Raw genomic sequence first — 25667 nt, 5'->3', positions numbered from 1 at the left:
CCTCTTTGCACGCGCCGATGCCTGATTCCCCCACCCTCGCAAACCGCAAGATCATTCACTGCGATTGCGACTGCTTCTACGCCTCGATCGAGATGCGCGACGACCCCAGCTTGCGTGGTCGGCCGCTGGCGGTGGGTGGCCGTCCCGAAGGCCGTGGTGTGGTCGCGACCTGCAATTACGAAGCACGCCACTTCGGCATTCATTCGGCCATGCCGATGGCGCACGCGCTGCGCCTGTGCCCCGAACTGCTGATCCTGCCGCCCGCGATGGACAAGTACCGGATCGCCTCCAACCAGATCCAGGCCATCATGCTGGACTACAGCGACCTGATGGAGCCGCTGTCGCTGGACGAAGCCTATCTGGACGTGACCAACAGCGACCGGCATCGCGGTAGTGCCACCCTGATTGCCCGCGAGATCCGGGCGCGTGTGGCCGAGCAGGTCGGCATCACCGTGTCTGCGGGGGTTGCCCCGAACAAGTTCCTGGCCAAGATCGCCAGCGACTGGAACAAGCCCGATGGCATGTTTGTCGTGAGGCCAGCCGACGTCGCCGGTTTTGTGTCGCAGTTGCCGGTGAAGAAGCTGCACGGCGTCGGCAAGGTGACGGCTGCGCGCATGCACAGCCTGGGCATCGAGACCTGTGCCGACCTGCAGACCTGGACACCGGATGCCCTGACACGCGTGTTCGGCAGTTTTGGCGACCGGCTGCATCAGCTCAGTCACGGGATCGATGATCGCGAGGTCAACCCTACGCGAGAACGCAAGTCGATCAGCGTGGAAACTACGTACGTGCGTGATCTGCGCAGCTTCGAAGCCTGTCGTATCGAGATGGCAGAACTGCTTGCACAGCTGCGCAAACGCATCGCGCGGGCAGAAGCCGATGACACGATGCACAAGCTGTTTGTGAAGCTGCGGTTCGCCGACTTCAGCCGCACCACGGCGGAATGCGTGGCGCACACCTTGTCACCGGCACGGGTGGAGCGACTGCTGCGAGAGGCGCATGGCCGCAGCAGCAAGGCGGTCCGGCTGATGGGCGTCGGTATCCGGCTTGGCCCGCCTGTGACCCAGTTCGAATTGTTCCAGGAAGGGGGAAATGAACCGGTGGCAGAGGGGGTGAGTGATGTGCAGGCAGAAGACGTGGAAGCAGTGCAGACAGAAGCCGTGGATGTCGAAGCAGCGCAGGTAGAAAACGCCACCCCGCACAGTACAGCCCCCGTTACGCCCCCGAACGATGCAGCGACACCCAACGCCACTGCATCGTCCGATCGATCAGGTGCTGATCCGGCCTAACAGACCTGCGTGATAAGTGGCGACAAACGCGCCAAAGTCACCCGCCTCGGACGCCTCCAGCGCGGCCTGATCCGCCAATGACGTTGCAGCCTGATCGGCAAATGCTTCCTGGTCTGCAGCGGGCAGCGGATTGGCACGGAAATGCTCAGCGTGGCGACGGCTCTGTTCCAGCGAGAACTCGATGAACGAAGCACCCGATTCGCGCATGGCCGCCAGCAGGCGTGCAGACGGCGTCTCGTCAGCGTCATTCAACTTGGCGCGCTGGGCACGCACATCCTCGCGATAACCGGTTTCGCCGCGCGCGCGTTCGATCAGATCGGCACAGGCATCGATGCGATCCAGCAGATCATGGCCCCATTCACGCAGCCCGATGGGCTCACCATCACGCGTCAACAGCAGACCGGGTTGCCGCCCTTGCTTGACCACACGGCCGAAGTTGTTGGTGCTGCGCATGCAACGTCCGTCGTCCGGGAAGGACGGGCTGTTCTCCAGCGCGCAGAACAGCATGAACGCTTCCAGGAAGCGGCTGGTGCGTGCTTCGATGCCGGTGGGCACGAAGGGGTCGATGTCCATGCAGCGGACTTCGACGTATTGCACGCCCCGGCTGGCCAAGGCACGCAAGGGCCGCTCGCCGCGACGCGCCACGCGCTTGGGGCGGATGGTCGAGTAGTACTCGTTTTCGATCTGCAGCACGTTGGTGCTGAGCTGCACCCATTCGCCGTTCTGAATCGTGCCGATCTTCTCGTAGGCGGGCCAGGGGCGGCTGACCGCACCGAACAAACTGTCCAGGTAGGTAGGCAGGTCGTTGTAGCAGGGCGTGAGCTCGGCTTGCGCGGTGCTGGTGTAGCCCAGGTCGCTCATGCGCAGGCTGGTGGCATGCGGCAGGTACAAGGTGTCGGCGTCGAAACGTTCCAAGGCATGCGGACGACCTTGCAGGAAGCCGGCCGAGATCGCCGGCGACGCACCGAACAGATACATCAGCAGCCAGCTGTAGCGCGTGAAATTGCGGATCATCGCCACATAACGCGTCGACTGGTGTTCGGCAGCGTTTTGCCCGGCATTGCCCACGTTCTCGTCCACCAGCAAGGGCCACAGCGCCTCGTCAAACGAGAAGTTGTAGTGGATGCCGGCAATGCACTGCATGGCCTTGCCATAGCGCCGCGCGAGGCCGCGCCGATACACATGCTTCAGCATGCCGGTGTTGGACTTGCCATACCAGGCGATGGGAATGGTCTCCTCGTCCGGCAGCAAGGCCGGCATGGACTGGTTCCACACCACCTCGTCACCCAGATTGGCATAGGTGAAGCGGTGAATCTGGTCCATCTCGGCCAGCATCGCGTCGTGCTTGCGGTGCGGGGCGGTGATGAATTCCAGCAAGGCTTCGGAATAGTCGGTGGTGATGCGCGGGTTGGCCAGCGCCGATCCCAGCGCGATCGGGTGCGGCGTCAGGGCAAGATGACCTCGGGGATCGACCCGCAAGCCTTCTTTTTCCAGACCGATCTGGCTGCCGGCAATCAAGCGGTGATGGGCGGGTTGGTCAAGCAGGGTGAGGCGGGTGGTAAGCAGGTCGCTCAACGTAAATCCTTGGAATCTTTTGCGGCGTGCATCATCGGACCACGCACAAGTTGCGCAGTTATATCGCATTCGGCCCCTACCGCGCCTGCGCGCAGCAAACATGCGAAAGTCGCATAATCCGAAAGCCGTGCGCCAAACCTATTTTTTCTGTCTGTCATGCCTACCCTGCCCTCCTGTTCCGAGTCGGAAGACACCGTCATTGCCCGCACACGCAGCTGGCTTGAAACCGCCGTGATCGGCCTGAACCTGTGTCCCTTCGCCAAGGCAGTCCATGTGCGCGAGCAGATTGGCTACCGGGTCAGCCGCGCCACCGGCACCACTGAGCTGGCAGACGAATTGCGCAACGCTCTGCGTGAATTGGCGGCGGCTGATGCCGCCAAGCTCGACACGGTGTTGCTGATTCACCCCCATGTGCTGGGCGACTTCACCGATTACAACGCCTTTCTTGCACAAGCCGATCGCATCGTCCGTAAACTTCGCCTGGAAGGTGAACTGCAGGTGGCAAGCTTTCACCCCGACTACCAGTTCGCAGATACCGACGCCAACGATGTGGATAACGCCACCAACCGATCGCCCTACCCCATGCTGCACCTGCTGCGCGAAAGCAGCATTCAACGTGCGGTGGCAAGCTACCCGGACCCGGAGCGCATCTACGCGCGCAATATTGCCAGCTTGCGCAAGCTGGGGTGGACAGGTTGGCAGACCCTGGCGGACAAATGGGGGCCTGCATCCAAACTTGCCTCGGAACCTGCCTCGGCACGGGATGCGCGATCCGAAAATACGGAATAACTTATCCCCAGCCAATGTGGACAAGTTTGGGGATACACCGGGGACCGTTTGAAAAATACCTTTTGGTACAAATACTTAGCATGAGGGATCAAAAAACGGGCAGCGTACGTTTTCTGCCCGTTTTTTGATCTCTCAGTCGTTCGGTCTGGCCCCTGCCATCCGGGCCTGACCACACCTTACTTTCAGAATTTTGTTACCGGAAATCGCTCATGCAGCCTCCCAAGCGCAGCAATGAAGACGCTGTCATCGCCCTGGCCACCAAGCTGTTCAATTTTGCGCGCCAAGGCGAAACCGAGACCCTGAGCGCCTATATCGCAGCTGGCGCGCCCGCCAACCTGACCAACGACAAAGGCGACAGCCTGTTGATGCTGGCCGCTTATCACGGCCATGCCGAGACGGTGCGCACGCTGCTTATCCAGGGTGCCGACCCCAATCGCGTGAACGACCGCGGCCAAAGCCCGCTGGCCGGCGCGGTGTTCAAAGGTTATCGCGAGGTGATCGAAGTGTTGGTTGCTGGCGGAGCCGATGCTGGCTACGGCAAGCCTTCTGCCCGCGACACTGCCACCATGCTGGGCAAGAACGAATTGCTGCCCCTGCTGGAACGCAAGACAAACGACTCGGTGTAATCAGCAGAACTAAATGGCGGAACCAAGCAGCAGAACGATGCAGTCACCCTGTGCCGTATGCATCAGCGCAGGGCGACTGCAAGCAGAGACCAATCAGCTGCTGCTGTGACTGACTGCGCGCATCAACTCTTCCAGGCTATATGGCTTGACCAAGGTGACGGAATCCATCTTGCCGCCGATCAGGCCACCGGTTTCCCCATAGCCTGATGCAAAGATCACCCGCATGCTGGGGAAACGGCTGACGGCTTCCAGCGCCAGGTCTGCCCCCGACATATTGGGCAAGCTGATGTCGCTGAACAGCAAGTCGAAAGCTTGTTTGTTCAGCACCTCCAGGGCTGCCTCGGCATCTTCAACCGCCACCACGGTATGCCCCAGCATGCCAAGCAGCTCTGCCGTCGACACGCGGGTATCGGCATTGTCTTCCACCAGCAGAATCCGCAACCCCGAGGGCCGCGCCACGGCTGCGGGAGCTGCCGCAGGTGCCGGCGGCACATCAGCCACCTGGGACGACCGCTTGCGCTGTGCCCGGTTACGGAACAGATGACGCACCTTGCGCGCCAGGTCATCCATGCGATAGGGCTTGCTCAGCAAGGTCACGCCTGGGTCCAGACGCCCGCCATGAACGATCGCGTTTTCGGTGTAGCCCGAGGTGAACAGGATTTCCAGATCGGGAATCAGCGTCAGCGCCTGGCGTGCCAATTCCGGACTGCGGATCGGACCTGGCATCACCACGTCGGTGAACATCAGGTCGATGTGCACGCCGCTTTGCAGCACCACCAGCGCGCTCTGCGCATCTGACGCCTTCAACACCTGATAACCGAACTGCAGCAGCATGTCGACTGCAGTGGCACGAACGTGTTCATCGTCCTCGACCACCAGGATGGTCTCGCGACCGCCAGTCACCGGTGCCTCGCCCGCCGCAGGCGCCTGCAAGGCGGCTTCGTTCAGATGCGAACGTGGCAGGTAGATCTTGATCGAAGTACCAAGCTGCGGCTCGGTGTAGATCTTGATGTGACCACCGCTTTGCTTGACGAACCCATAGGCCATGCTCAGGCCCAGACCGGTGCCCAGTCCTTCCGGCTTGGTCGTGAAGAAGGGCTCGAAGGCGCGCGACATTACATGCTCGGACATGCCCATGCCGGTGTCGGTGACGGCCAGCATCACATACTGACCTGCGGTGACCTCGGGGTGCAATTGCGCGTAACGATCGTCCAGCATCGCATTGCCGGCTTCGATGGTCAGTCGGCCTTCGCCGCCCATCGCATCGCGGGCATTGATCGCCAGATTGAGGATCACGTTTTCCAGATGGTGTGGGTCCACGAAGGTGTTCCACAAGCCACCGGCAATGATGGTCTCGATACTGATATGTTCGCCCAGCGCGTGACGTAGCAATTCGTCCATGTTGCGCACCAGGCGGCCGGGGTTCACAACACGCGGGTCCAGCGGCTGACGACGGGCAAACGACAGCAGTTGCGATGACAGCTTGGCACCACGCTCCACGGCAGCAGAGGCCGAGGCCAAGCGGCGCGTGGTCATGGTTTCCTGCGGCAAGGCGGCCTGCAACAGATGCAGGTTGCCGGAGATGATCTGCAAGACGTTGTTGAAGTCGTGGGCCACGCCACCCGTGAGCTTGCCGACGGCTTCCATCTTCTGTGCCTGCAACAGCGCAGCCTGGCTTTCACGCAGCTCGTCGGTGCGCTGCGCGACCAACTCTTCAAGATGATTGCGGTAATTGGCCAGTTCGCTTTGCGCCTTGTGCTCGGCGGTCACGTCACTGCCCTGCACAAAGATCCCGATCACTTGCGACTTCAGGTCAAAGACCGGCTGGAACACAAAGTCGATATACAACTCGTCCAGCGCTTCATCGGGCGTGCGTTCCAGCAAGGCACGCATGCCACGACCGACATAGGCCTCACCGGTTCGGTATACACGATCCAGCAATTCGATATAGCCCTGCACCGCGATCTCGGGCAAGGCCTCGCGTACCGTGCGACCGATGATGTCGTGGCGACCCACGGTTTCAAAGTAGGCGCGATTTGCCAGCTCGAACACATGGGTCGGACCCGACAGAAACGCCATGAAGCCGGGTGTCTGATCGAACAGGTTGCGCAGGCGCGTGCGCTCCATCTCCAACACCAGATTGGCGCTTTGCACCGCATGCGCACGGTCCAGCAAGCCGGCGCGAACCTGGTCAGCGCGCAGCTCGTCGGAACGCAAAACGTCGGGGTCCTCGCTGTCGTTGGCGCGGCGCGCAGCGAGCTTCAGGCGCTGTAGCTCGGACACTTCCACCGTGCACTGAAGCACGTAGGCCACGCGGCCATCCGGACCCAGCAAGGGGGTGTGGGTCGCGCTCCAATCAGTGGTGTGCGGCGCATCTGCCGGCACGCGATAGGACACCACCGCAACCGTGTCAGGCAGACCGGTCTTCAACACCCGGTCAAACGATGCTCGCAGTTGCAGCACACCCGCGTTGATGGACTCGTTGGACTCGTTCGGGAAGGCATCGAAGACATTGCGTCCGATGAAGGCTTCCCGTGCGGTGCTCGTGGTTTTGACGTAAGCGTCATTGGCCCAGATCATGGTCAGGTCGGCAGACATGAGCATGTAGGCGTTGGGCGACGCGTTCAGCAGTGATTCGAAATCAGGGAGCGTATTCATTGGCGACACCAGTCAACACCACGGCCGATACCAGTATCGATCATGAACCAGAGCACCACATGGCACTTGGCCCGAACGCGGGCGACAAAGTTTACACGCGCAGCACCTCGCCCAAGCTTAAAAAGGCTTGAACTCGCTGCGTCGTGGGGATCAGTTGGCCGGCGGACGGCGATGTCGCTTCAATCCCAGTGCATCCGCGTGACGATTGACGATGCTGTAGATACGTGCCGGTTCGACCGGCTTGGCGCAGTACTCGTCGAAGCCTGCGTCAAAAGCGTGCTGAATATCTGCCGGCGCGGTCAGCGCGGTCAGCGCCACCAGACGCGGGCGGCTGGCAAACGACATGTCACGCAGCATGCGCGCCACATCGAACCCATCCATCAAGGGCATGGAGATGTCCAGCAATACCAGATGCGGCTGGAACCCACTGGCCAGGCGCAGACCTTCGGCACCGTCAGCGGCCACTGCCACCTCGAAGCCCTGAAGCGTCAACAGCATATGCAGCGCCTCGCGCGCTTCGCCATCGTCCTCGACGATCAACACACGAGCGTGCTCATGTTGCTGTGTCGGCCAATTGGTCCGCTGGCTTCGCACGATCTCGCCCTCGTAAAACTGTTGCATCAACTTCCTCCGCGTCTCACGCCTGAGACTGATTCCATGGCATGACACCCGTATTTGAACGATATATCACGCCTAACTGAGCGGGCTTCAGCAAATAGCGTGCCTGAGCAATTTATCTGGGCGCTGGATAGAATGTGCGCGGGTGACCATGAAAACTATCTCAGGTTCTCGTGCAGACCTATCACGCCATGCGCACGCACTTCAGACGAGCCGAACTTCATGCACACCTTGCCCCCCGTCGATCCTGACTTCGCGCAGGACGCCACGCGTCTGGACCGCATACGCCGACAACAAGCGCTGACCGTTCGTTTCGCGCTGTTTGCACTCAGAAGCCGCCAGATTCCCGACCTGCTGCGCGAAAGCTGCGTGGTGGTCGCCGAGGGCCTGGAAGTCAGCTTTGCCAAAGTCCTGCGTCACCTGCCCGAAGAAAACTCGTTCCTGCTGGAAGCAGGCATTGGCTGGCTGCCCGAAGACATTGGCACCGCACGCCTGGGGGCGGACCTGGAAAGCCCGGCTGGCTTTGCGTTCCAGACCGGGCAGCCCGTCTTGTCGGTGGACCTGCCTGGGGAGAAACGGTTCCGCACCCCGGAACTGCTGCGCAAGTACGGGATCAAACGTGCGCTGAATGTGATCATTCGCGGCGATACCCAGCGCTACGGCGTGCTTGAAGCGGACGCACCGGCAAGCCAGCACCTGTCTGCACGTGACATCGCGTTTCTCGAAACCATTGCCAATACGATTGCGCTGGCATTGGAACGTGACTCGGCCGAAACCGTGCACACCGATTCTCCCGGCAGCTCTACCAGCATGCTGGACGCAAGCCCGGACAGCATCCAGCTGATCGGCATCGATGGCCAGCTTGAATTCATCAACCGACGTGGTGCGGAACTGCTGAAAGCGCGCGCAACTCAGCCTGAGGCCGCCCTTGGCGATCCTGGCAGCGCGTGGCTGTCGCTTTGGCAAGCTGCCGAACAAGGCGCTGCCGCCAAGGCCCTGGCCCAGGCTGCTGCGGGCACAACCTCACGCTTTGAAGCCCCGTGGCCTACAAGCAATGAGACTGAGGATGAAGCGACTTCTGGCACCCAGGCAGCGGGCGGCAGCAAGCCGCCGATGTGGTTCGATGTGACGATCTCCCCGGTTCGCGACGACGCAGGGGAGATCACGCGCCTGATGGCGACGTGGCGCGACATCACCGAGCGCGTGGCCAACGAACAGTCCTTGACCGAGCTGCTGAATCACCACGAATCCCGGCTTGATCACCAGAAGCTGCTGTTGCTTGAGGTACATCACCGTGTGCGCAACAGTTTGCAGCTGATCCGCACCCTGCTGTCGATGCAGGCCGCCACCAGTATGGACGTGACGGTGCGTGAACACCTGAATGCAGCATCCAACCGTGTCATGACGGTCGGTGCCGTTCACGAGCGCTTGTATCGTGAAGGCGCGCCAATGGATTCGGACGCCGTTCAGTACCTTCAAGCCCTGCTGGATGACTTGCAACGCTCACTGGCCGACTGGCGCGGCGGTCGCAATATCGTGTTGAACGCAGATCCGCTGCCCATGCCCGCAGACCGCTTGACCTCATTGGGGCTGATCACTGCCGAATTGGTGACCAATGCCCTGAAATACGGACGCGGCACGGTAACGGTCAGCCTGAACAGCAGACCCGACGCGCTTGAGCTGACAGTGGAAGACGATGGCCCGGGATTCCCGGAGTCCTTCCCGCAGCCGCAATCCCAGACCGGTGGTCTGGGCATTCGACTGGTACGTACTTTCTCGCGCCGTGGCGATCAGGCAATTCATATCGACCGGACAGTGCAACATAGTCGTATCGTGGTCAGGCTCGATCCAGTCGCGTCGGCGGCGCAGTGAAGCCGCTTGCGGCAGCTCGTCAGTACATTGGATGGGGGTGTGCGTGTCATACCCGGAAATGAAGGTACACGGCATGTAACCCGTCTGACGGACGGGTAAGACTAGTCTGGAGGCAATGACAAGCGGAGAATCGTCATGCTCGCATCCCAGATCAGCCAGGATCGCCTACTTGCCACGCAAGGTCAGCTGCAGTGCGTATTGCAGACAATACGTCCCGACATACCTGCCTCAGCAATAAGCGTGCTTGCTGATCAGGACGATATGTTGAGCGCGCAAGTCTATGGCGTAGAACAAGGCTTGCAGCGCACCAGCCAGGCTTTGGTCGACGAAGTCAGCCGTGCGTTTGCGCACGAGCACTTCAGTTACGACGCTGAAGAAATCGCCGTCCTGATTCAGGCGTTCAAGATCATTGCGCCCAAGGCAGGTGTAGCCATCGAACCCGGTGCCCTGTCGCTGGTCGAGCTGCCCAACCGCGTACTGGTGCTACTGGTCGGGGGCAACATGATTGCCGCCTCTGATGACCCGCTTCATCTATTCGCCGACGCATTGGGGCAATTGAAGGCACAACAGCCTGTGCGGGTTTGATCTTCGAAGCAGCGCACTGATCGCTGATCGACATGTCAATCAACGTGTCGATTCTTGCATCGACCCTGCATTTGATACCGGTCAGGCAGGCACCCAGATCCGGATGCCTGCCCTGCTGTGGACTACAGGATCAGCGATCCGGCCATGAAGGCCAGCGCGATGAAGATCACGAACAGCGCGATGGCGATGAAGAACAGAATCTTGGCGATACCAGCCGCGCCTGCGGAAATACCGGTGAAGCCGAAGATACCGGCGATCACGGAAATGATCGCGAAGAGGATGGCGAGTTTGAGCATTGCTATTCCTTGTGGTCTTGGGTGCAAGTGGATGGCTGCACAGTCGAGACCAGCTTAGCGGCGAAGCGCGCCGACATCTTGTCCAGTTATTTCCGGACAAAAGCGTGCTTACGGTAGAGCCAAGCAGCCTGTGGATGACCCAGGCTGACGAACCACTGAAACGCAAGCGGAAACAGCGAAAACCGCACGCTGCCCAATTAATAGGCAGCAACAATCAAGCCATTGATTATTAAAGATTTTTGAACCTTCTTATGGACATTCCCCCAAGCTTGTCCACAGAAAGCTTGTATAAATCAGGCGGAATACCGCTGGCCGCGCCAGGCACAAAAAAAGACGAAGGCCAATACGGCCTTCGTCTTCGGTAACACTCCTCACAGCGCGGCAGCAAATACCTGCCGCCCTGTGCGTGGTTCTGGCATCAGTTCAGCTTCATGCCTTTGACCAGTTGCTCGGTGTTGTAGCGCATCATGCTCAGATAATCGCCTGCGGGGCCGGTCTTGGCAGACAGCGCATCAGAGAAAAGCGGCGCGCCAACGGTGGCCTTGGCTTCGCGCGCAACCTGCTGGATCAGCCGATCGTTCGAGATGTTTTCCACAAAGATTGCCTTGATCTGTTCCTTGCGCGCCTGACGAATGATGCTGGCAACGTCCCCCGCCGCCGCTTCGGCCTGGGTGCTGACGCCAGCAGCCGACACGAACTCGACGCCATAACGATTCTCGTAGTAACCGAAAGCGTCGTGCGAGGTGATCACCTTGCGCTTGGCGGCCGGCACTGACGCAATCTGCGCCACGATCCATTGGTCAAGCGCATCCAGCTTTGCATCGTAGGCCAGCGCACGCGCCTTGAAGTAGTCGGCACCCGCCGGGTCCATCTTGATCAGCCCGGCCAGGATATTGGCAACGTAGGTCTTCACGCGTGTGGCGTCCTGCCAGGCGTGCGGGTCTTGGGAACCGTGATGATGGTGGTCTGCGGCGGGTTTGGCAGCAGGTTTTTCGGCAGGCTTGTGGTCGTGGCCTGCATGACTGTGGCCTTTGTGATCGCTATGCCCTTTGTGATCGTCCGGCTCTTCCATGTCCAGCGCCTGTACCCCTTCGCTTGCCACGGTGGTCACGCCGGCAAACCGGGTCGTGCTCGTCAGGCGTGAAATCCAGCCCTCGAAGCCCAGGCCATTGACCACCAGCAAGCGCGCCGATGCCAACACTGCCGCGTCCTGCGGGCTGGGCTGGAACACGTGCGCGTCGCCGTCCGGTCCGACCAGGGTGCGCACCGACACGCGATCGCCACCGATCTCGGTAACCAGGTCACCCAGGATGCTGAAACTCGCCACCACGGGCATCTTTTCCTGCGCCTGCGCGCCCAGAGAGGTTACGGCCAACAGGCAGGCTGCCAGAATTTTTTTCATGGTGTGAACGCATCCTTCAACAATGAATACAGACCGCCACGCCACGCGTGAATCGGCCAATCAACGGCCGACATGATGCCACGTTACGCAACATAGTTGCAATAACGACCGTGATTGCATCACTGGTTGCAGTGGCAACCGTTGCGACAACTGCCCGCAACACCAGCCACGATGATCAACTGCTATGTGCCTCGTGACGTCCAGTCACCTTGCCGACCGAACCATGTAGCTGGCAGCCGGTCGCACCAGCACTACTATTGTCGATTTCCGCCCACACCCATGCGCCAGTCACGCCGTCATCTGCTTCAGCTTTTTGCACTCAACCCCCTGCTTGCCGTGCCTTCTGCACGGGCGGGCTACAACATCTGGAACAACGAGTTCACGTTCACACGTGATGAAATCCAAGCTGCGGTACTGACCCGTTTTCCCGTCACCGCCAGATACGCGCAGGTGATGTCGATACGCTTGGCCAATCCCGTCGTCAGCATGGATGCCGCGAACAACCGACTGCGCACACGGTTGGATGCGCGCGTGGAAAATCCCATGCTTGGTGCACCGATCGACGGTCGCCTGTCGGTCACCAACGGTTTGCGCTACGACGCTGCGCGACGTGCCGTGTTGCTGGACCGCCCTGGTGTGGAGGCAGTCGACGTGCCCGGACTGTCCCCGATATATGCGCAACAGCTCAATAGTGCGGCCAGCGTGCTGGCCAGCGAAGTCTTGCGCGACTATGCGGTTCACACGTTCAAACCGGAAGAGTTGGCGGTGGGCGGACGTCGGGTCGAACCCACTGACATCACGGTGGAAGCCGAGGGGTTGAAGGTGGCCTTGGCATTTCGGTGAACGCAGCGCCGCGCCTTCCTGGAATCGGCCTGGCGAATACCGCACAAGCAACGCACAAGCACATTACGAGCACAGCGCCAATACAGCATGAGATAAGTCCGCCACAGCTGCGGATGAGCGGGCGGCCCGCGCGCGGTAGAATCGACCCTTTGCCGGCGCCGTCTCCATGTGGTTCAAGAACCTACAGATCTACCGTCTGCCCGCTCCTTGGCCGCAGACTGCCGAACAAATCCACGACCAGCTGGTGCCCCACACGTTTGAACCGGGCGGCACGCTGGAAGGCCAGACCAAGGGTTGGATTTCGCCGCGCGAAAACGACTTGCTGGTTCACGGGATCAACGGCCAACTGCTGTTGACCATGCGCACCGAGAAGAAGCTGCTGCCGGCCAGCGTGATCAATCAGTTCACCAAGGCCAAGGCGGCGGACATCGAAGCCCAGCAAGGTTTCAAGCCCGGGCGCAAGCAGATGCGCGAGATCAAGGAAGCCATCACCGACGAACTGCGTCCGAAGGCATTCAGCCTGTTCCGCGATACACGGGTGTGGATCGATACGAACAACGGCTGGCTGGTCATCGATGCTGCCTCGTCGGCGATCTGCGACGAAGTCATCGAGTTGCTGCACAAGGCAATTGATCCGCTGCCGCTCAGCCTGTTCCATGTGAATCAGTCGCCGTCGGCTGCCATGACCAGCTGGCTGCTCGCCGACGAAGCCCCCGCAGGGTTCTCGATCGACCAGGACACCGAGCTGCGTTCGACTGGCGACAGCAAGGCAACGGTGCGCTATGTGAAGCATTCGATCGAGGTCGATGAAGTCCGTCGCCACATTGAAGCTGGCAAGCAGTGCACCCGTCTGGCCATGACCTGGGCAGATCGCGTTTCCTTCGTGCTCACGGAATCGCTGGCGCTCAAGCGCATTGCGGCGCTGGATGTGCTGAAGGAACAGACCGATACGGGTGGAACGGGGGACGACGAGCGTTTCGACGCCGACTTCGTACTCATGTCGGGTGAACTCGCCAAGCTGATCGCCGATGTGACCGAGGCGCTGGGTGGGGAGCAGGCGTCCCAGGCACCGCAGCCGTCGTCTACGCCAACGGCATCATCCGCACCGAAGGCATCGTCAACACCGTCGTCAACGACAGCAGATAATTCGAGCAATCCGCCTTGGTGATTCATCGGGGACATCTGCGCTGTGTGGGCAGACATCTCCGAGCCTAGCTCTCTGCAGCACGTACGGGTAAGTATTACCCACAATATCGGCCGACAGGTAAAGCCTACCTGTCGGCCGATTTGCGTTAGATCCTGCCCATGAGCACCAGCACCAGCACGATCACCACGACCAGGCCCAGGCCACCGGTGGGGCCGTAACCCCAGCTGCGGCTGTGGCCCCAGGTCGGCAGTGCGCCGATGAGCAGCAAGATAAGAACGATAAGCAGAATGGTCCCAAGCATGTGGTTCTCCTGTGAACGAGATGCGCGCATGCGATGGGGTGGCCGGACGGCGGGTTGCATGCGCGCTCAACGCAGGCCAGATGGCAACGGGCGTTTGTGGAAGCTATCGCAGGAGTCATGCCTGAGCGGGCACGACCGTTCTTTCCAGCGCGGCAACGACGAAAAACCGTGGGTACCTCGTGGTGCGGCGGGTATGGCTGGGTATGGCCGGCGAGTGTGGCAGCTTAAGCGCCGCTGACGACGATGCGCTCGTCACCCAGCACCACCACGTCCCCCGCGCGTACCTTGTAGGTCTTGCGGGTTTCGATCTGGTCGTTGACCGACACGTAATGATCGGCGATCAACATCTTGGCCTCGCCACCCGATGCGCACAGGCCAGTCAGTTTGAGCAGGTCGTTAAGGGCGATGTAGTCGCTGGTGAGGGTGAAATCGTGCTGCATGAATCGTCCGTGATGCGTAAAGCCAGAAGATGGCCAAGGCCAGCACGATACCGCAGGCGGGCATGGGCGATGGACATGGCCGACTGGCATGGGCGAAGGTTATGCCCCTCAGGCCTCGGCCCAGGTATTCATGACCTCGCATACGGCGGGCATCAGGCCGACGAACAGATCCACCAGCTCGGGATCGAAGTGCCGGCCCCGCTGTTCGAGCAGATAATCGACCGCACGATCGACGGGCCACGCTTCCTTGTAGGGGCGCTTCGATGTCAAGGCGTCGAACACATCGGCAATCGCCACGATCCGCCCGACCAATGGAATCGCGGTGCCGGACAAGCCAGACGGATATCCCTCGCCATTCCATTTTTCGTGATGCGTCAGCGCAATGTTCCGCGCCATCGCCAACATGCCGGAAGGCTGTTCCCCGATGATGTCTGCGCCAATGTTGACGTGGCGCTGCATCTCTCGCCATTCCTCGGGGCTGAGCGGGCCGGGCTTTTGCAGAATGCGATCGGGAATGCCGATCTTGCCGACGTCATGCATGGGCGCGGCGTGAAGCAGGTCTTCAGCCTCGTCCTCGCTCAGCCCTGCGGCCAGACCAAGCAGACGGGCGTAGTGACTCATGCGAATCACGTGCAGACCGGTCTCGTTGTCCTTGTACTCGGCGGCCAGCCCCAGGCGTTGCACCACCTGAAGCTGGGTGCGCCGCACTTCGTCGAAACGGACCAATGACAGATGCGTGCGAATACGCGCCCGCACGATCGGGGGGCTGAAGGGCTTGGCGATGTAGTCCACGGCCCCCGCATCGAACCCAGCCAGTTCGTCCTGCGGATCGACCAGCGCCGTCACGAAGATCACCGGGGTACCCGCCAGCGCCGGATCGGCCTTGAGCCGTCGGCACACCTCATGGCCGGTCATGCCGGGCATCATCACATCCAGCAGGATCAGCTGGGGACGCTCCACCTTGGCAAGCGCGATCGCCCGCTCGCCGTCCTTGGCAAAGGACATGCGGTAGGTGTCCTGCAATATCTGCCGCAACAGCGACAGATTGCTGGGTTCATCGTCGACCGCGAGAATCAGCGGTGCCTTGTCCTTATTCGAGACCTTCATCAACATGCAGCGTCTCGGGAACGCTCGACGACGCTACCCAAAAAAACAAGGTGGCGTGAATAGTCGAACGCCTGCCAGCAACCTGAGGTCATCGTTCAACTCGATATAAAAATTCACCTTCGATCAGCGCGCCGATGTTCGCAAGAACCATCAAATTCGGCACGCGCCATACGCCATCTCCTTGATTACGGCTGTTTTCTCAGCTTCTTTAGGTAGTATTTGTGCGATTTTTGTCTGATAAGTGCGCATCTACATGCCAATCAGGTGCAAGCCGCCATGTAGCTGACTCAAGATTCGCTCTACACTGCCGTTATTGAGAAAGTTGACGTGTAGTTTCACGTGCGTAGCCGCTCCCCGGTGCCTACCGCGTCGCCTGCTGCCAGGGCGTGATCGACTTCGTGGCCAAGACAAATCCGAGTTGAGCGATCGTTTCTGGGACGCATGCTTATGTCCATTCAATCACTGCGCGCGCTGACCAATCAGTTGGCGGGCCACCAGGTCGGGCTTCCAATGCCTGCGGCAGCGCCGCAGTCCGACTCCGAAGACACTACGGGCTCTTTAGAGCAGACCGTAGACTTTTTCGCGCGTGTCACACCCGATGGTCGCTTTACCTATCTGTCCGACCGGGGCCTGGAATTCATCGGTTATCACCGTGGCTACCTGCAGATTCTGACGCTGCCCGACTTGGTGCCGGACGCTGAATTCGCCACCCTGATGGACTGCTTCGACCGTGCGCGCGAACGCCGCACGATGCAGAAGTGCACGCTGCACCTGGTCAAGACGCTGACCTATCCGCGCCTGGTCGAACTGCGCATCAATATCAATGAGCGTCATCCGGGCGAGTTCACGGTGCTGGCCTTCGACGTGTCGAGCTGGCTGGAACGCGAACAAAGCCTGATCCACGACGCCCACCATGACGCCCTGACCGGCCTGCCGAACCTGACGGCCGCCCGCCACGAGATCGACCGCATTGCGGGCGACATGTCCGATCCCAGCGCCCAGGCAGCCGTGCTGCTGGTGGATCTGGACGAATACCACCGCGTCAACCACGCCTTCGGTTACGAGGCTGGCGACCGCATCATCCAGGAAACAGGCCAACGCCTGCAGAAAATTGCAGACCGACGTGAATTCGTGGCCCGTGCCGAGGGCGATTCGTTCCTGATGGTAGTGGCGCACACCCCTGGTCGTGAAGACATTGCCGACCTGGCCAGGCGCGTGAGCGACGCCATTCAGCAGCCGTATACGCTGGACAACCAGACCTTGCAGTTGTCGGTCAGCATCGGGGCTGTGATGTTCCCCGAGGTTCGCCACCAGAGCGGCAAAGTGTTGCGTCAGGCCGACGACGCCCTGATCCGCGCCAAGCGCGTGCAAGGGGCGACCCGACTGTGCTTTTTCGAGCCGAATGTGCGCACCAAGGGTGCCGATGCACTCAAGCTCGAATCCGATATGTACAACGGAATTCGCAATGGCGAGTTCTCGTTGCACTACCAGCCGATCTCGGATGCGCGCACGCAACAGGTGGTGGGCGTGGAAGCGCTGATGCGCTGGCAGCATCCGGTGCACGGCGCGGTGCCGCCCAGCGTGTTCATTCCGCTGGCCGAGTCCGGCGGGCTGATCAACTTCCTGGGCGAATGGGCGCTGCGCAATACCTGCATGCAATTGGCCCAGTGGGACAACGCGGGTATCCGCCTGCCCTACGCCACGGTCAACGTGTCGGCACACCAGTTCCGCGACCGCCGCTTCCCTGAAGTCGTGCGTGAAGCGATTGCGCTCACCGGCATCACTGCCGAGCGGATCGTGCTGGAAATCACCGAGAGCGTGCTGATGCACGACCCGGCGCGCGCCAAGATGTTGTTGGAAGAACTGACCGCCATCGGCATTCGTTTTGCCGTGGACGACTTCGGCACCGGCTACTCCAGCCTTGCCTATCTGCAACGCTTCCCGCTGTCGACGCTCAAGATCGATCGCAGCTTTATTGTTAACCTGCCGCATTCCGTCAATGATCAGGCGATCGTCGCTGCCGTGGTGGCGCTGGCGCGTTCGCTCAATCTTGAATTGGTTGCTGAAGGCGTGGAGACGCCTGAACAAAGGCAGATGCTGGCAAGCAGCGGTTGTCACCTGATTCAGGGTTGGGTAGTCTGCAAAGCGCTGCCCGTCGATCAACTGGCGCGCAAATTTGCGCTGGGCGAACTTCGCACAGTATCGGCATAATCCTTTACCGGCGCGCATAGGCAACGCAAACGTTGCCTATGCGCGACCGGTTTTTGCAACATTCGCTCTGACGATACACATGCCGCCCACCCAGCCCTCCGGCCCGATCATCGAAAAGCTGTGGCAACGCATCAACGAGCGTGGCGATTTTCCGATGTTGTCGAACTCGCTTCGCGCGACGATTTCGGCAATGAAAAGCGACAGCTACGACTTCACGGCGCTGGTTCAGCTCGTCTTGTCCGACTTCACGCTGACGCAGCGCGTGATCCGGCTGGCAAATTCCGCGATGTACATGGCCTTCGGTGGCAACATCACCACCGTCTCGCGCGCGCTCATGGTGCTGGGCATGGAGGCCGTTGCACACCTGGTGCTGGGCCTGAAGCTGGTTGACCACTTCCACCAGACCGGCACCCAACGCATCGACGCCAAGCTTGAATTGAACCGTGCGATGCTTGCCGGCTGTATCGCCCGCAAGATCACCGAGACCCTCGACGCCCGCGCCAGCGAAGAAGCGGTGGTGTGCACGCTGATGCGTCAGTTGGGCAAGCTGCTGTGCTTGTTCTACCTGGAAACCGAGTGGAAGCAGATCCGCCAGCGGGCCGATGCCGAAGGCCGCAGCGAAGACGAGGTCGGTCTGGATGTGCTGGGCATCTCGTTTGACACGCTGGGTCAGCTCGCGGCCGAGCGCTGGGGCCTGCCGGAAAGCGTGACGCTTGGCATGCTGCCCTATGACCCGCATGCGGAAGACGTGCCAGCGCGCACGCACTGGATGCAGGCCGTCACCAGTTTTTCGACCTCGATGTCGGAACACCTGTCGACGGGGGAAGATCCCAAGGTCACCGAAGAGGCGATTCGCAGCACCGTCACTGAATACAGCGCTGCGCTGCTGCTTGATGCGGGCAAGCTGCTGCACCTGACCCGCAGCCTGACGCAGGAAAACGCCAGCAAGCGTTTCATCGAGGAAATCTACGAACTCCGCGCCCAGTCGGGCTCGGCAGCCAGCGACGCGATTGCGGCAGAACGCCATATCCGTGATGGCCTGGCAGACCTGCGCTCCCTGCCCTCGGAAAATCGCCTGGCACCGGTGCTGGCGATGGCATCGGAAACCTTGCTGGCAAGTCTGAAGCTGTCGCGTGCCATTGTGTTCGTGCGCGATGCCTCGGCCGGCATCTATGCCGCACGCCTGGGTTTCGGTGCAGACCTGGAACGTCTGCTGCCCAAGCTGCGTTTTCACGAAGCCTTCGAAGTCGACGTCTTCCACCTGGCCATTGCCAATTCGGTGGGCATCTTCTTCGAAAACGCCCGTGACCCCAAATTCAGCGCCCACATTCCCGCGTGGTTCCGTCGTGCATTGCCCGATGCACACGCCTTTGTGCTGCTGCCGGTAAGAACTCCGGCAGGTGCGGTGGCGCTGATCTACGGCGACTGGAATCGGCCTGAATCAGTGCGCAAGGTCTTGCCTGAAGAAATGGCGGCACTGAACGAGCTGTCGGCGGAGCTCGGCCGCTTCTTCGGCCAGGCACAGCCCAATCAGCCTGCCGCCGTTCGCTGAACAGTCGGCTGAACAATCGACTGAAGAACCCGCTGAACAACCGGCTGGCAGCGACATCTGCCAGCCGGTTTGTCCCTTTGCTGACGGCGCTGCCCGCTGGCAAGATGCCGCCAGACGCGCATCAAAAAAACCACACTGCAATGAAGATCACGCGTTATTGACGCTGGTGGACCACTGTCTACGCGGTTCTTGGTAGAAACCCTTTCAAATCCCTAATCGGCAACTGCTTCAAAGCAGACCATAATTCGCGGGCTTATTGGACCCGAATGGGGACCAGCACGTGGACCAGCATGCTGCGCCTTGAATTGCGTAGACTCCCTCAACACCATTGCCCCCGGCGCTCGCACATGTCCGACTCTTCATTCCACCTCATGCTCGAAGAATCGACACGGGTGCTGTACGCGGAATACTTGGCCACCCCTGACGCCGTATTGCCAAACCGAGATGCCTTGGTACAAGCAGCCGCTGCCCGAGGTTGGTCAGAAACCGCGTTCGCCGATCCCGCGGTCACCTTGTTCCTGAATCGCTGTCACACCGCGACCGAGCCTTTTCGCCTGCCAGTCGGTGAAGTGCGCGACGGCACGTTCAGTCTCGAACTCGACGCCGATCACGTCGTCGTATTGCTTGAGTTGCACGCGCCGCAAGGCGGCAAGCCAGTGCGCCTGTCCGAGGTGCGCGAGGCGATCACCAAACGCCAGATCACCTATGGACTGAAACAAGTGACCATACTGGACGCGCTGCGCGCCGGTCACTGCAAGAGCCTGGTAATTGCCGAGGGCACGCCGCCCGTACCGGGCATGTCGGCACGCTTTGTCAGCCTGCTGGACGAGTTGAAACCAAGCTCGCACGATGAAGATGAAAACGCGCTGATCGACTATCGCAACCTCAGCCATCTTCTGCTGGTATCGCCGGGCGCGCCCCTGATGCGGCGCGTTCCTGCCGTGCAAGGGCTGCCGGGCACGGATGTTTTCGGCCACCAGATACCGCCCCCCCCGGTGTCCGACCAGCCGTTCCCCAACAATCTTGCCGGCACGAAAATCGACGAGGAAGACCCCAACCTGCTGCGCGCTGCGATTGCGGGTGTGCCCAAGCTTGCAGGAGACCGGATGACGGTCGATCCGGTGGTGTCCGTTGAAGCGGTCGACCTGACCACCGGCAACATCAATTTCGACGGCAGCCTGCAAGTGCGTGGTGACATCACTGCCGGCATGGAAGTGCGCGTCACGGGCGACATCGCCGTGCGCGGGACCATTGAAGCGGCACACGTGGAAGCAGGTGGCGACGTGAAGGTCAACGGCGGCATCATCGGTGTGCAAAGCGCCGCCATGACTGAAGAGCAGGACAACCCGAGCCTGCGCATTGCGCACATCGTGGCAGGCGGCTCGATCAAGGCACGCTTCATGGTCAGCGCCTTTGTCAGCGCCGGCAAGAGCATCAGTGCAGAACGCGAGATCCGGCAATGTGAAGTGCTGGCGGGTGAATCGGTGGTGGTCGGTCGCCCCGGTTCACGCGACGGCAGCATCATCGGCGGCAAGGTTCGCGCCTTGAAGAGCATTCGCGCCGGCCGCGCAGGTGCGCCTTCAGGAACCCCCACGATGATTCAGGCGGGTGTGAATCCGCACGCGGCGGGCAAGCTGGCCGAGGTTGAAAAATCACGTGTGCGCCTGCTTGAAGAGAAGTCCAAGCTCGACAAGCTGATGGAGGTGCTGGACAAGCGGCCCGACGTCGGCGAACAGCAGGTCGAGCGCATTCGCGGCATGTTCTCCAGCGTGGTGGGTGAACTGTTCGCCCTGGATTCCAAGATCAAGGCCATTCAACAGGAAATGATCCCCACGTCTGACGCGCGCATCGAGATTTTCCGAGGCGTGCAGGCCGGCGTGACGCTGCATTACGCAGGGCATCAGCGCACCTTCATGGAAGAGCGTGAAGGCGGCAAGGCCGTGATTGAAAAGGGTCACATCGTCTTGCGCTGAATGACGCACTGAGCTGCACAACTGGCGCAGCTGGCATCCCTCCTGCTATCGAATCGACTTGATTTCGATCCAATTTAGATATATCTTTTTATATCTGAACAAGATCGAGATCAAGCATGTGTGCATGGGAAGCCGCTGACAAGGCGGCAACAGGTGGTGGCCGTGGCGGTCGCATCTTCGGCCACGGTGGCCTGCGTCTGGTGTTGTTGCAGCTGATCTGCGACAAGCCCAGCCACGGCTACGAACTCATCAAAGCCATTGAAGAACGTCTTCATGGTGCCTACAGCCCCAGCCCGGGCGTCGTCTACCCCACCCTTACCTTGCTGGAAGAGCTGGGCCACGTCAGCGTGACCAGCGAAGGCGCACGCAAGCGTTACGGCATTACCGATGAAGGCCAGGTATTCCTGGCTGCAAACCGTGTGGCCGTGGATGCCTTGCTGGCCCGCATGGACGAAGCCGGCCCGGCCGGCGGGCGTCCGCCCCAGGTCATTCGCGCGATTGAAAACCTGCGCATGGCGGTGCGCATGCGCTTGGCGCGTGCGCCGCTGAACGACGCGCAGATCGATGCGATTGCCGATGCACTCGATGCCGCCGCCCGGCAGATCGAGCGGACCTGATTGCATGTCCATATCGTCATTTTCCTGTCCGCCCCAGCCCCTTTCCGACTGGCCGCACATCGTCGCCGAACGCCACCTGCGCGGAACTGCTCAGGGCTGATAGAACCCGCGGACGCTGCCGATCAACCGAATTTTCGATACCTATCCGATACCCATCATGAGCAACCCTGTTCCCGACCGAAACCCACGTCGCGTGCGCCATACCTTGCGCTTTCGCAATCTTGAAGTCGCTGCCGTCAACCGTGTCACGCCCCACTTGGTGCGCGTCACGCTGCGCGGCGAAGACCTGGCTGGTTTCACCAGCCCCGGCTTCGACGACCACGTGAAAGTCTTCTTCCCCGACCCGGTAACGGGCGTATTGAACCTGCCCACCGTCGGCCCCGACGGCCCGGTGTTTGCCGAAGGTCAGGCGCGGTCGGCCGCGCGTGATTACACGCCGCGTGACTACGACCCGGTGGCAGGCACGCTGACGCTGGACTTCGCCATGCATGACGCGGGCCCGGCAACCACCTGGGCAGCGCAGGCAGCGCCCGGCCAACGCCTGGGCGTGGGCGGGCCGCGTGGCTCGTTCATTATCCCGACCGACTTTGACGCACACTTGCTGATCGGTGACGACACGGCCTTGCCGGCAATCGCCCGACGCCTGGCCGAGCTGCCCAAGCATGCGCATGCCGTGGTGCTGGCGGAAGTCGATTCGGCAGCAGACCAGATCAGCTTCGACAGCCAGGCCCAGGTGTCCGTGCACTGGGTCCACCGTCTGGGGGCCGAGCCAGGCAGCACCACGCTGCTGCATGATGCCCTGCCCACCCTGCCCCTGCCGCGCGGCGATTTTCACGCCTGGGTGGCCTGCGAATCGGCAACGGCCAAGCTGCTGCGCAACGAGTTGCTGACCCGTTATGGCGCGCATCCGACATGGACCAAGGCGGCAGGCTACTGGCGTCGCGGCAGTGCTGCCACGCACGACAAGCACGAAGACTGAGACGAAGGTCAGGCCGGTTGCGCGGTTTGCGAAGACCGGTCTGGCAAATGCACGAGCGGTCTTCGGCTTATACGCAGCAGGTTCATGGCTTGGTACAGGCTATCGGTCAGCGCCTGGCACCAGAGCGTCTCAAACCGTGTTTCGGCCGTGGCTTGCGAGTGCCCCTGATCACACCTTCAAAACTGCCAGCGCGGCACAGAATGCCTGGGCGCGTTCCGCCACTTCGGCAGCCGTCATGCCCGGCCGATACAAGGCAGACCCCAGACCAAAACCGGCCGCGCCCGCCGCCAAGTAGGCCGCCATGCTGTCCGGGTTGATGCCGCCCACTGGCAACAAGCGCACTTGATGCGGAACGACGGCGCGCCACGCCTTCACGATGACAGGCGGCATCTGCTCTGCCGGGAAGAGCTTCAACGCAGCGGCACCATTGGCCAGCGCGGCAAAGGCCTCGGTCGGTGTTGCCACGCCGGGCACACACAACAGCCCCGCTTCGCAAGCTGCGCGCACCACGGCAGGGTCGCTGTGTGGCATCAGGATCAGGCGTCCACCTGCCTTGGCAACTGCATGCACATCCTGCGGTGTCATCACCGTGCCCGCACCGATCAGCGCGTCGGGAAAGCGACACGCCAAGCGCGCAATGCTGTCCAGCGGATCGGGGGAATTCAGCGGCACTTCCAGAATGCTGAAACCGGCATCGACCAGCACGTCGCCAATGGCTTCGACCTCATCGGGGCGCACGCCGCGCAGAATCGCAATCAGCGGAAAACGGTCGAGGAAGCGGTCGATGGTGAGGGCGGATGTCATGCTGAATTCCTGTACACGGGCAAACAAAATCAAAGAAGAAACCGGATCGCAGGCGACTGCCTAAGCCAACAGCGCGCGCGCATGCGCAATCGCCAGCAGGCCACGGAAGCTTGCGTGGTCGACGGCGGGCACGCCTTGCAAGCCGAAGACCGCCAATGCGCCGCGATAGCGATCACACAAGTCGGCATTGCAGACCAGGTGAATCGGCCCCGGATCACGCGTACCAAGCAGGCTGAGTGCTTCCAGGATTTCCTCGCCCACCAACATGCCGGACAGATAATCGGGTTGCGCGTCTGCAGACAATTGGCCGAACAGCCCGCGAGCACGCACCGAGAACAGCTTGTGCAGCAGGACACCGTCGCGCGCGGCCTGTACGCCGGCCAGGAAGGCCTCGCGTTGCGCGGGCCAGGCCACAGCAGGTGCGGTGTCGTCCGCAGGCATGGCGCGCGCCAGAATCGATTGCCGGCGCAGCAAGGCATACAGCTCGCCGGTCATGAAGGTGTGGAAGCGACGCACCTGATGCTGCGCGACATGCGCCCACTTGCTGTGCGTGCCAGGCAGCACAAACACACCTTCGTCTGCCCCCAACGCGTCCAAGGCACCGAATATCTGCACTTCTTCACCGCGCATGACATCGGGTGCGCCGTCGTCATGGGTGGTGCTCAGGCCGGGCACAAAGGCCAGGCGGCGATCCGGCATGGGCCAGACCAAGCCCGCCGCCATTTCACCGAAGCCAGCGGGGCATGCCAGATAAGGCGCTTCGACCCAGCCCTGGCGACTGCCCACCATGCCGGCGGCCAGCACCACGGTGTCGGGAAACTCACGCAGCCAATCGCCGAAGCGCTGCTCGAACACGGTCTCGAAACCTTGCGCCGGCACGGACAGAATGCCGTCTGCGCTGCTGGCCTCGCGCAGCACCGTACCATCGGCAAGCATCAGGCGGGCACGCAACGAACTGGTGCCCCAGTCGAGCGCCAGCAGGTGTCGGGCGGCAGTGGTGGTTGGAAACGTCGTGGTCATCTCGGCAGTGCCCTGATGTGGGAAACGATGGGATCGAAGAAAAACGTGGATATGCGCTTAGCCGTGCAGGGTCAATCAAATAGTTCAAATGCGAATGGGTTCAAACGATCAGACGCGACCCACGGCATGGCCTGATGGCGGCCAGGTTGCTGGCCCGCGCCAGCCAAGCTCGCTCGATATGCCGTGCACGCAGGCCAGCACAAACGCAGCCAGTTCAACCATGCGCGCCATCGACATGTAAGGCACCGTGCCCGCCACGCTGACGGCCGCCACAATATGCCCGGCCGCATCACGAATCGGGGCAGCCACACAGCGGATGCCCACTTCATTTTCTTCCAGGTCAATGGCGTATCCATCGACCTGCGACTTGCGCATGCGGTCGCGGTAGTCCGGCCACGCAAGAATGCCCGGTGGCACTGGTGTCTGCGATTGCACGATAGCCACCGCGTGGTCGTAATGCCGACGCCAATCGGCTTCCGACATATCGAGCATCAGTGCCTTGCCCACACCGGTACTGGCAAGCAGCATGCGGTGCCCGATGCGCGAGCGCATTTCCTGGCCCACCGTGCCGGGAATCTTGTCCAGATACAGCACCTCGCCCATATCGACCATGCCCAGGTGGATGGTGTTGCCGCTGCTCTGTGCAAGTTGCAACAGGTGCGGCCGTGCGAGCGTTGCCAAGGGCACTTGTTCAAGTGCGATGGCACCCAGCTCAATCATTCGAGGGCCGAGCGAATAGGCCTTGCTGTCGGACTGACGCAACCAGCCTTCCTGTCGCAGAAAACTCACCAGGCGATGGGTAGTGGCGCGGCTGGTACCAACCGCTTCGCCAATACTGCGCAAATCCTTCGCGCCAGCAGCCACTGCCGCCAGCACCCGCAGGCCACGCGCCAAGGCCTGCGTGCCGGTGGCCGATGCAGACCCGTCAGACTTGGGGGTATCAGGGGAAATCATGCGGGCGAT

At 61.3% G+C, this 25667-nt stretch carries 23 protein-coding genes; 12 read left to right on the top strand and 11 right to left on the bottom strand.

Features of this window, described 5'->3' with window-relative positions; translation table 11 throughout:
- Positions 1-17 precede the first annotated feature (17 nt).
- Positions 18-1289 carry a DNA polymerase IV gene (gene dinB, locus FXN63_RS07000; RefSeq protein ID WP_148813991.1) on the top strand — a complete coding sequence of 424 codons (1272 nt, stop codon included), beginning with the start codon at positions 18-20 and terminating at the stop codon, positions 1287-1289.
- On the opposite strand, the gene gshA is transcribed toward dinB, so the two are convergent.
- Positions 1269-2864, bottom strand: a complete 1596-nt coding sequence (gshA, locus tag FXN63_RS06995) for a glutamate--cysteine ligase (protein ID WP_246165054.1) — start codon at positions 2862-2864, stop codon at positions 1269-1271. The two genes, dinB and gshA, sit on opposite strands and share 21 nt — an antisense overlap.
- A gap of 156 nt (positions 2865-3020) precedes the next feature.
- Here gshA and FXN63_RS06990 point away from each other — a divergent pair, with 156 nt between their 5' ends.
- Together FXN63_RS06990 and FXN63_RS06985 are read left to right on the top strand one after the other, a co-directional pair.
- A complete protein-coding gene (locus FXN63_RS06990; protein ID WP_148813988.1) occupies positions 3021-3653 on the top strand; it encodes a DUF1415 domain-containing protein in 633 nt (210 codons plus the stop codon).
- 209 nt (positions 3654-3862) lie between these two features.
- Positions 3863-4279, top strand: coding sequence for an ankyrin repeat domain-containing protein (locus tag FXN63_RS06985; RefSeq protein ID WP_148813986.1), 417 nt, complete (start codon positions 3863-3865; stop codon positions 4277-4279).
- 93 nt (positions 4280-4372) lie between these two features.
- Here FXN63_RS06985 and FXN63_RS06980 read toward each other — a convergent pair whose 3' ends face one another.
- Entirely contained in the window at positions 4373-6937 is a 2565-nt protein-coding gene (locus FXN63_RS06980; protein WP_148813984.1) for a response regulator, read from the bottom strand.
- Between the two features lie 150 nt (positions 6938-7087).
- Complete coding sequence (locus tag FXN63_RS06975; RefSeq protein ID WP_148813983.1) at positions 7088-7558, bottom strand: response regulator; 471 nt, start codon at positions 7556-7558, stop codon at positions 7088-7090.
- A 219-nt stretch (positions 7559-7777) separates the two neighbouring features.
- Here FXN63_RS06975 and FXN63_RS06970 point away from each other — a divergent pair, with 219 nt between their 5' ends.
- The gene (locus FXN63_RS06970) at positions 7778-9427 is read left to right on the top strand and encodes a sensor histidine kinase (RefSeq protein ID WP_187395133.1); all 1650 of its coding nucleotides are present in this window, start codon (positions 7778-7780) and stop codon (positions 9425-9427) included.
- Between the two features lie 240 nt (positions 9428-9667).
- Positions 9668-10012 carry a hypothetical protein gene (locus tag FXN63_RS06965; RefSeq protein ID WP_148813979.1) on the top strand — a complete coding sequence of 115 codons (345 nt, stop codon included), beginning with the start codon at positions 9668-9670 and terminating at the stop codon, positions 10010-10012.
- A gap of 122 nt (positions 10013-10134) precedes the next feature.
- On the opposite strand, the gene FXN63_RS06960 is transcribed toward FXN63_RS06965, so the two are convergent.
- A complete protein-coding gene (locus tag FXN63_RS06960) occupies positions 10135-10308 on the bottom strand; it encodes a DUF1328 domain-containing protein (protein ID WP_148813978.1) in 174 nt (57 codons plus the stop codon).
- 418 nt (positions 10309-10726) lie between these two features.
- Positions 10727-11710 (bottom strand): metal ABC transporter solute-binding protein, Zn/Mn family, encoded by a 984-nt coding sequence (locus FXN63_RS06955; RefSeq protein WP_148813976.1) that lies wholly within the window; start codon positions 11708-11710, stop codon positions 10727-10729.
- Between the two features lie 279 nt (positions 11711-11989).
- Here FXN63_RS06955 and FXN63_RS06950 point away from each other — a divergent pair, with 279 nt between their 5' ends.
- Positions 11990-12553 carry a YceB family lipoprotein gene (locus FXN63_RS06950; protein ID WP_148813974.1) on the top strand — a complete coding sequence of 188 codons (564 nt, stop codon included), beginning with the start codon at positions 11990-11992 and terminating at the stop codon, positions 12551-12553.
- Between the two features lie 166 nt (positions 12554-12719).
- On the top strand, positions 12720-13721 hold the full coding sequence (gene rdgC, locus FXN63_RS06945; protein ID WP_148813973.1) for a recombination-associated protein RdgC: 1002 nt from the start codon (positions 12720-12722) through the stop codon (positions 13719-13721).
- A gap of 124 nt (positions 13722-13845) precedes the next feature.
- On the opposite strand, the gene FXN63_RS06940 is transcribed toward rdgC, so the two are convergent.
- From FXN63_RS06940 to FXN63_RS06930, 3 genes are all read right to left on the bottom strand, one after another.
- Positions 13846-14001 (bottom strand): DUF3309 family protein, encoded by a 156-nt coding sequence (locus FXN63_RS06940; protein WP_148813971.1) that lies wholly within the window; start codon positions 13999-14001, stop codon positions 13846-13848.
- A 224-nt stretch (positions 14002-14225) separates the two neighbouring features.
- The gene (locus FXN63_RS06935) at positions 14226-14441 is read right to left on the bottom strand and encodes an RNA-binding S4 domain-containing protein (protein WP_148813969.1); all 216 of its coding nucleotides are present in this window, start codon (positions 14439-14441) and stop codon (positions 14226-14228) included.
- A gap of 108 nt (positions 14442-14549) precedes the next feature.
- The gene (locus FXN63_RS06930; RefSeq protein WP_148819035.1) at positions 14550-15548 is read right to left on the bottom strand and encodes an HD domain-containing phosphohydrolase; all 999 of its coding nucleotides are present in this window, start codon (positions 15546-15548) and stop codon (positions 14550-14552) included.
- Positions 15549-15995: 447 nt separating this feature from the next.
- Between FXN63_RS06930 and FXN63_RS06925 the strand changes: the two genes are divergently transcribed.
- From FXN63_RS06925 to FXN63_RS06905, 5 genes are all read left to right on the top strand, one after another.
- Positions 15996-17759 carry a putative bifunctional diguanylate cyclase/phosphodiesterase gene (locus tag FXN63_RS06925; RefSeq protein ID WP_187395132.1) on the top strand — a complete coding sequence of 588 codons (1764 nt, stop codon included), beginning with the start codon at positions 15996-15998 and terminating at the stop codon, positions 17757-17759.
- A gap of 79 nt (positions 17760-17838) precedes the next feature.
- Entirely contained in the window at positions 17839-19311 is a 1473-nt protein-coding gene (locus FXN63_RS06920) for an HDOD domain-containing protein (RefSeq protein ID WP_148813968.1), read from the top strand.
- A 347-nt stretch (positions 19312-19658) separates the two neighbouring features.
- Positions 19659-21284: a flagellar assembly protein A gene (locus FXN63_RS06915; protein ID WP_187395131.1), complete on the top strand. Its 1626-nt coding sequence runs from the start codon at positions 19659-19661 to the stop codon at positions 21282-21284.
- 116 nt (positions 21285-21400) lie between these two features.
- The gene (locus tag FXN63_RS06910) at positions 21401-21901 is read left to right on the top strand and encodes a PadR family transcriptional regulator (RefSeq protein WP_148813964.1); all 501 of its coding nucleotides are present in this window, start codon (positions 21401-21403) and stop codon (positions 21899-21901) included.
- A 157-nt stretch (positions 21902-22058) separates the two neighbouring features.
- The gene (locus FXN63_RS06905) at positions 22059-22880 is read left to right on the top strand and encodes a siderophore-interacting protein (RefSeq protein WP_148813963.1); all 822 of its coding nucleotides are present in this window, start codon (positions 22059-22061) and stop codon (positions 22878-22880) included.
- Between the two features lie 168 nt (positions 22881-23048).
- Here FXN63_RS06905 and FXN63_RS06900 read toward each other — a convergent pair whose 3' ends face one another.
- From FXN63_RS06900 to FXN63_RS06890, 3 genes are all read right to left on the bottom strand, one after another.
- Positions 23049-23684, bottom strand: a complete 636-nt coding sequence (locus FXN63_RS06900; protein WP_148813961.1) for a 2-dehydro-3-deoxy-6-phosphogalactonate aldolase — start codon at positions 23682-23684, stop codon at positions 23049-23051.
- A 60-nt stretch (positions 23685-23744) separates the two neighbouring features.
- On the bottom strand, positions 23745-24704 hold the full coding sequence (locus FXN63_RS06895; RefSeq protein WP_148813959.1) for a 2-dehydro-3-deoxygalactonokinase: 960 nt from the start codon (positions 24702-24704) through the stop codon (positions 23745-23747).
- 108 nt (positions 24705-24812) lie between these two features.
- Positions 24813-25658 (bottom strand): IclR family transcriptional regulator, encoded by an 846-nt coding sequence (locus FXN63_RS06890; protein ID WP_246165053.1) that lies wholly within the window; start codon positions 25656-25658, stop codon positions 24813-24815.
- Positions 25659-25667: the final 9 nt, after the last annotated feature.

It is taken from the genome of Pigmentiphaga aceris (assembly GCF_008119665.1).
GTDB classification, from domain to species: Bacteria; Pseudomonadota; Gammaproteobacteria; order Burkholderiales; family Burkholderiaceae_B; genus Pigmentiphaga; species Pigmentiphaga aceris.
The sequence above is the reverse complement of the archived record's forward strand: the minus strand, read 5'-3'. Positions and strand labels throughout refer to the sequence as shown.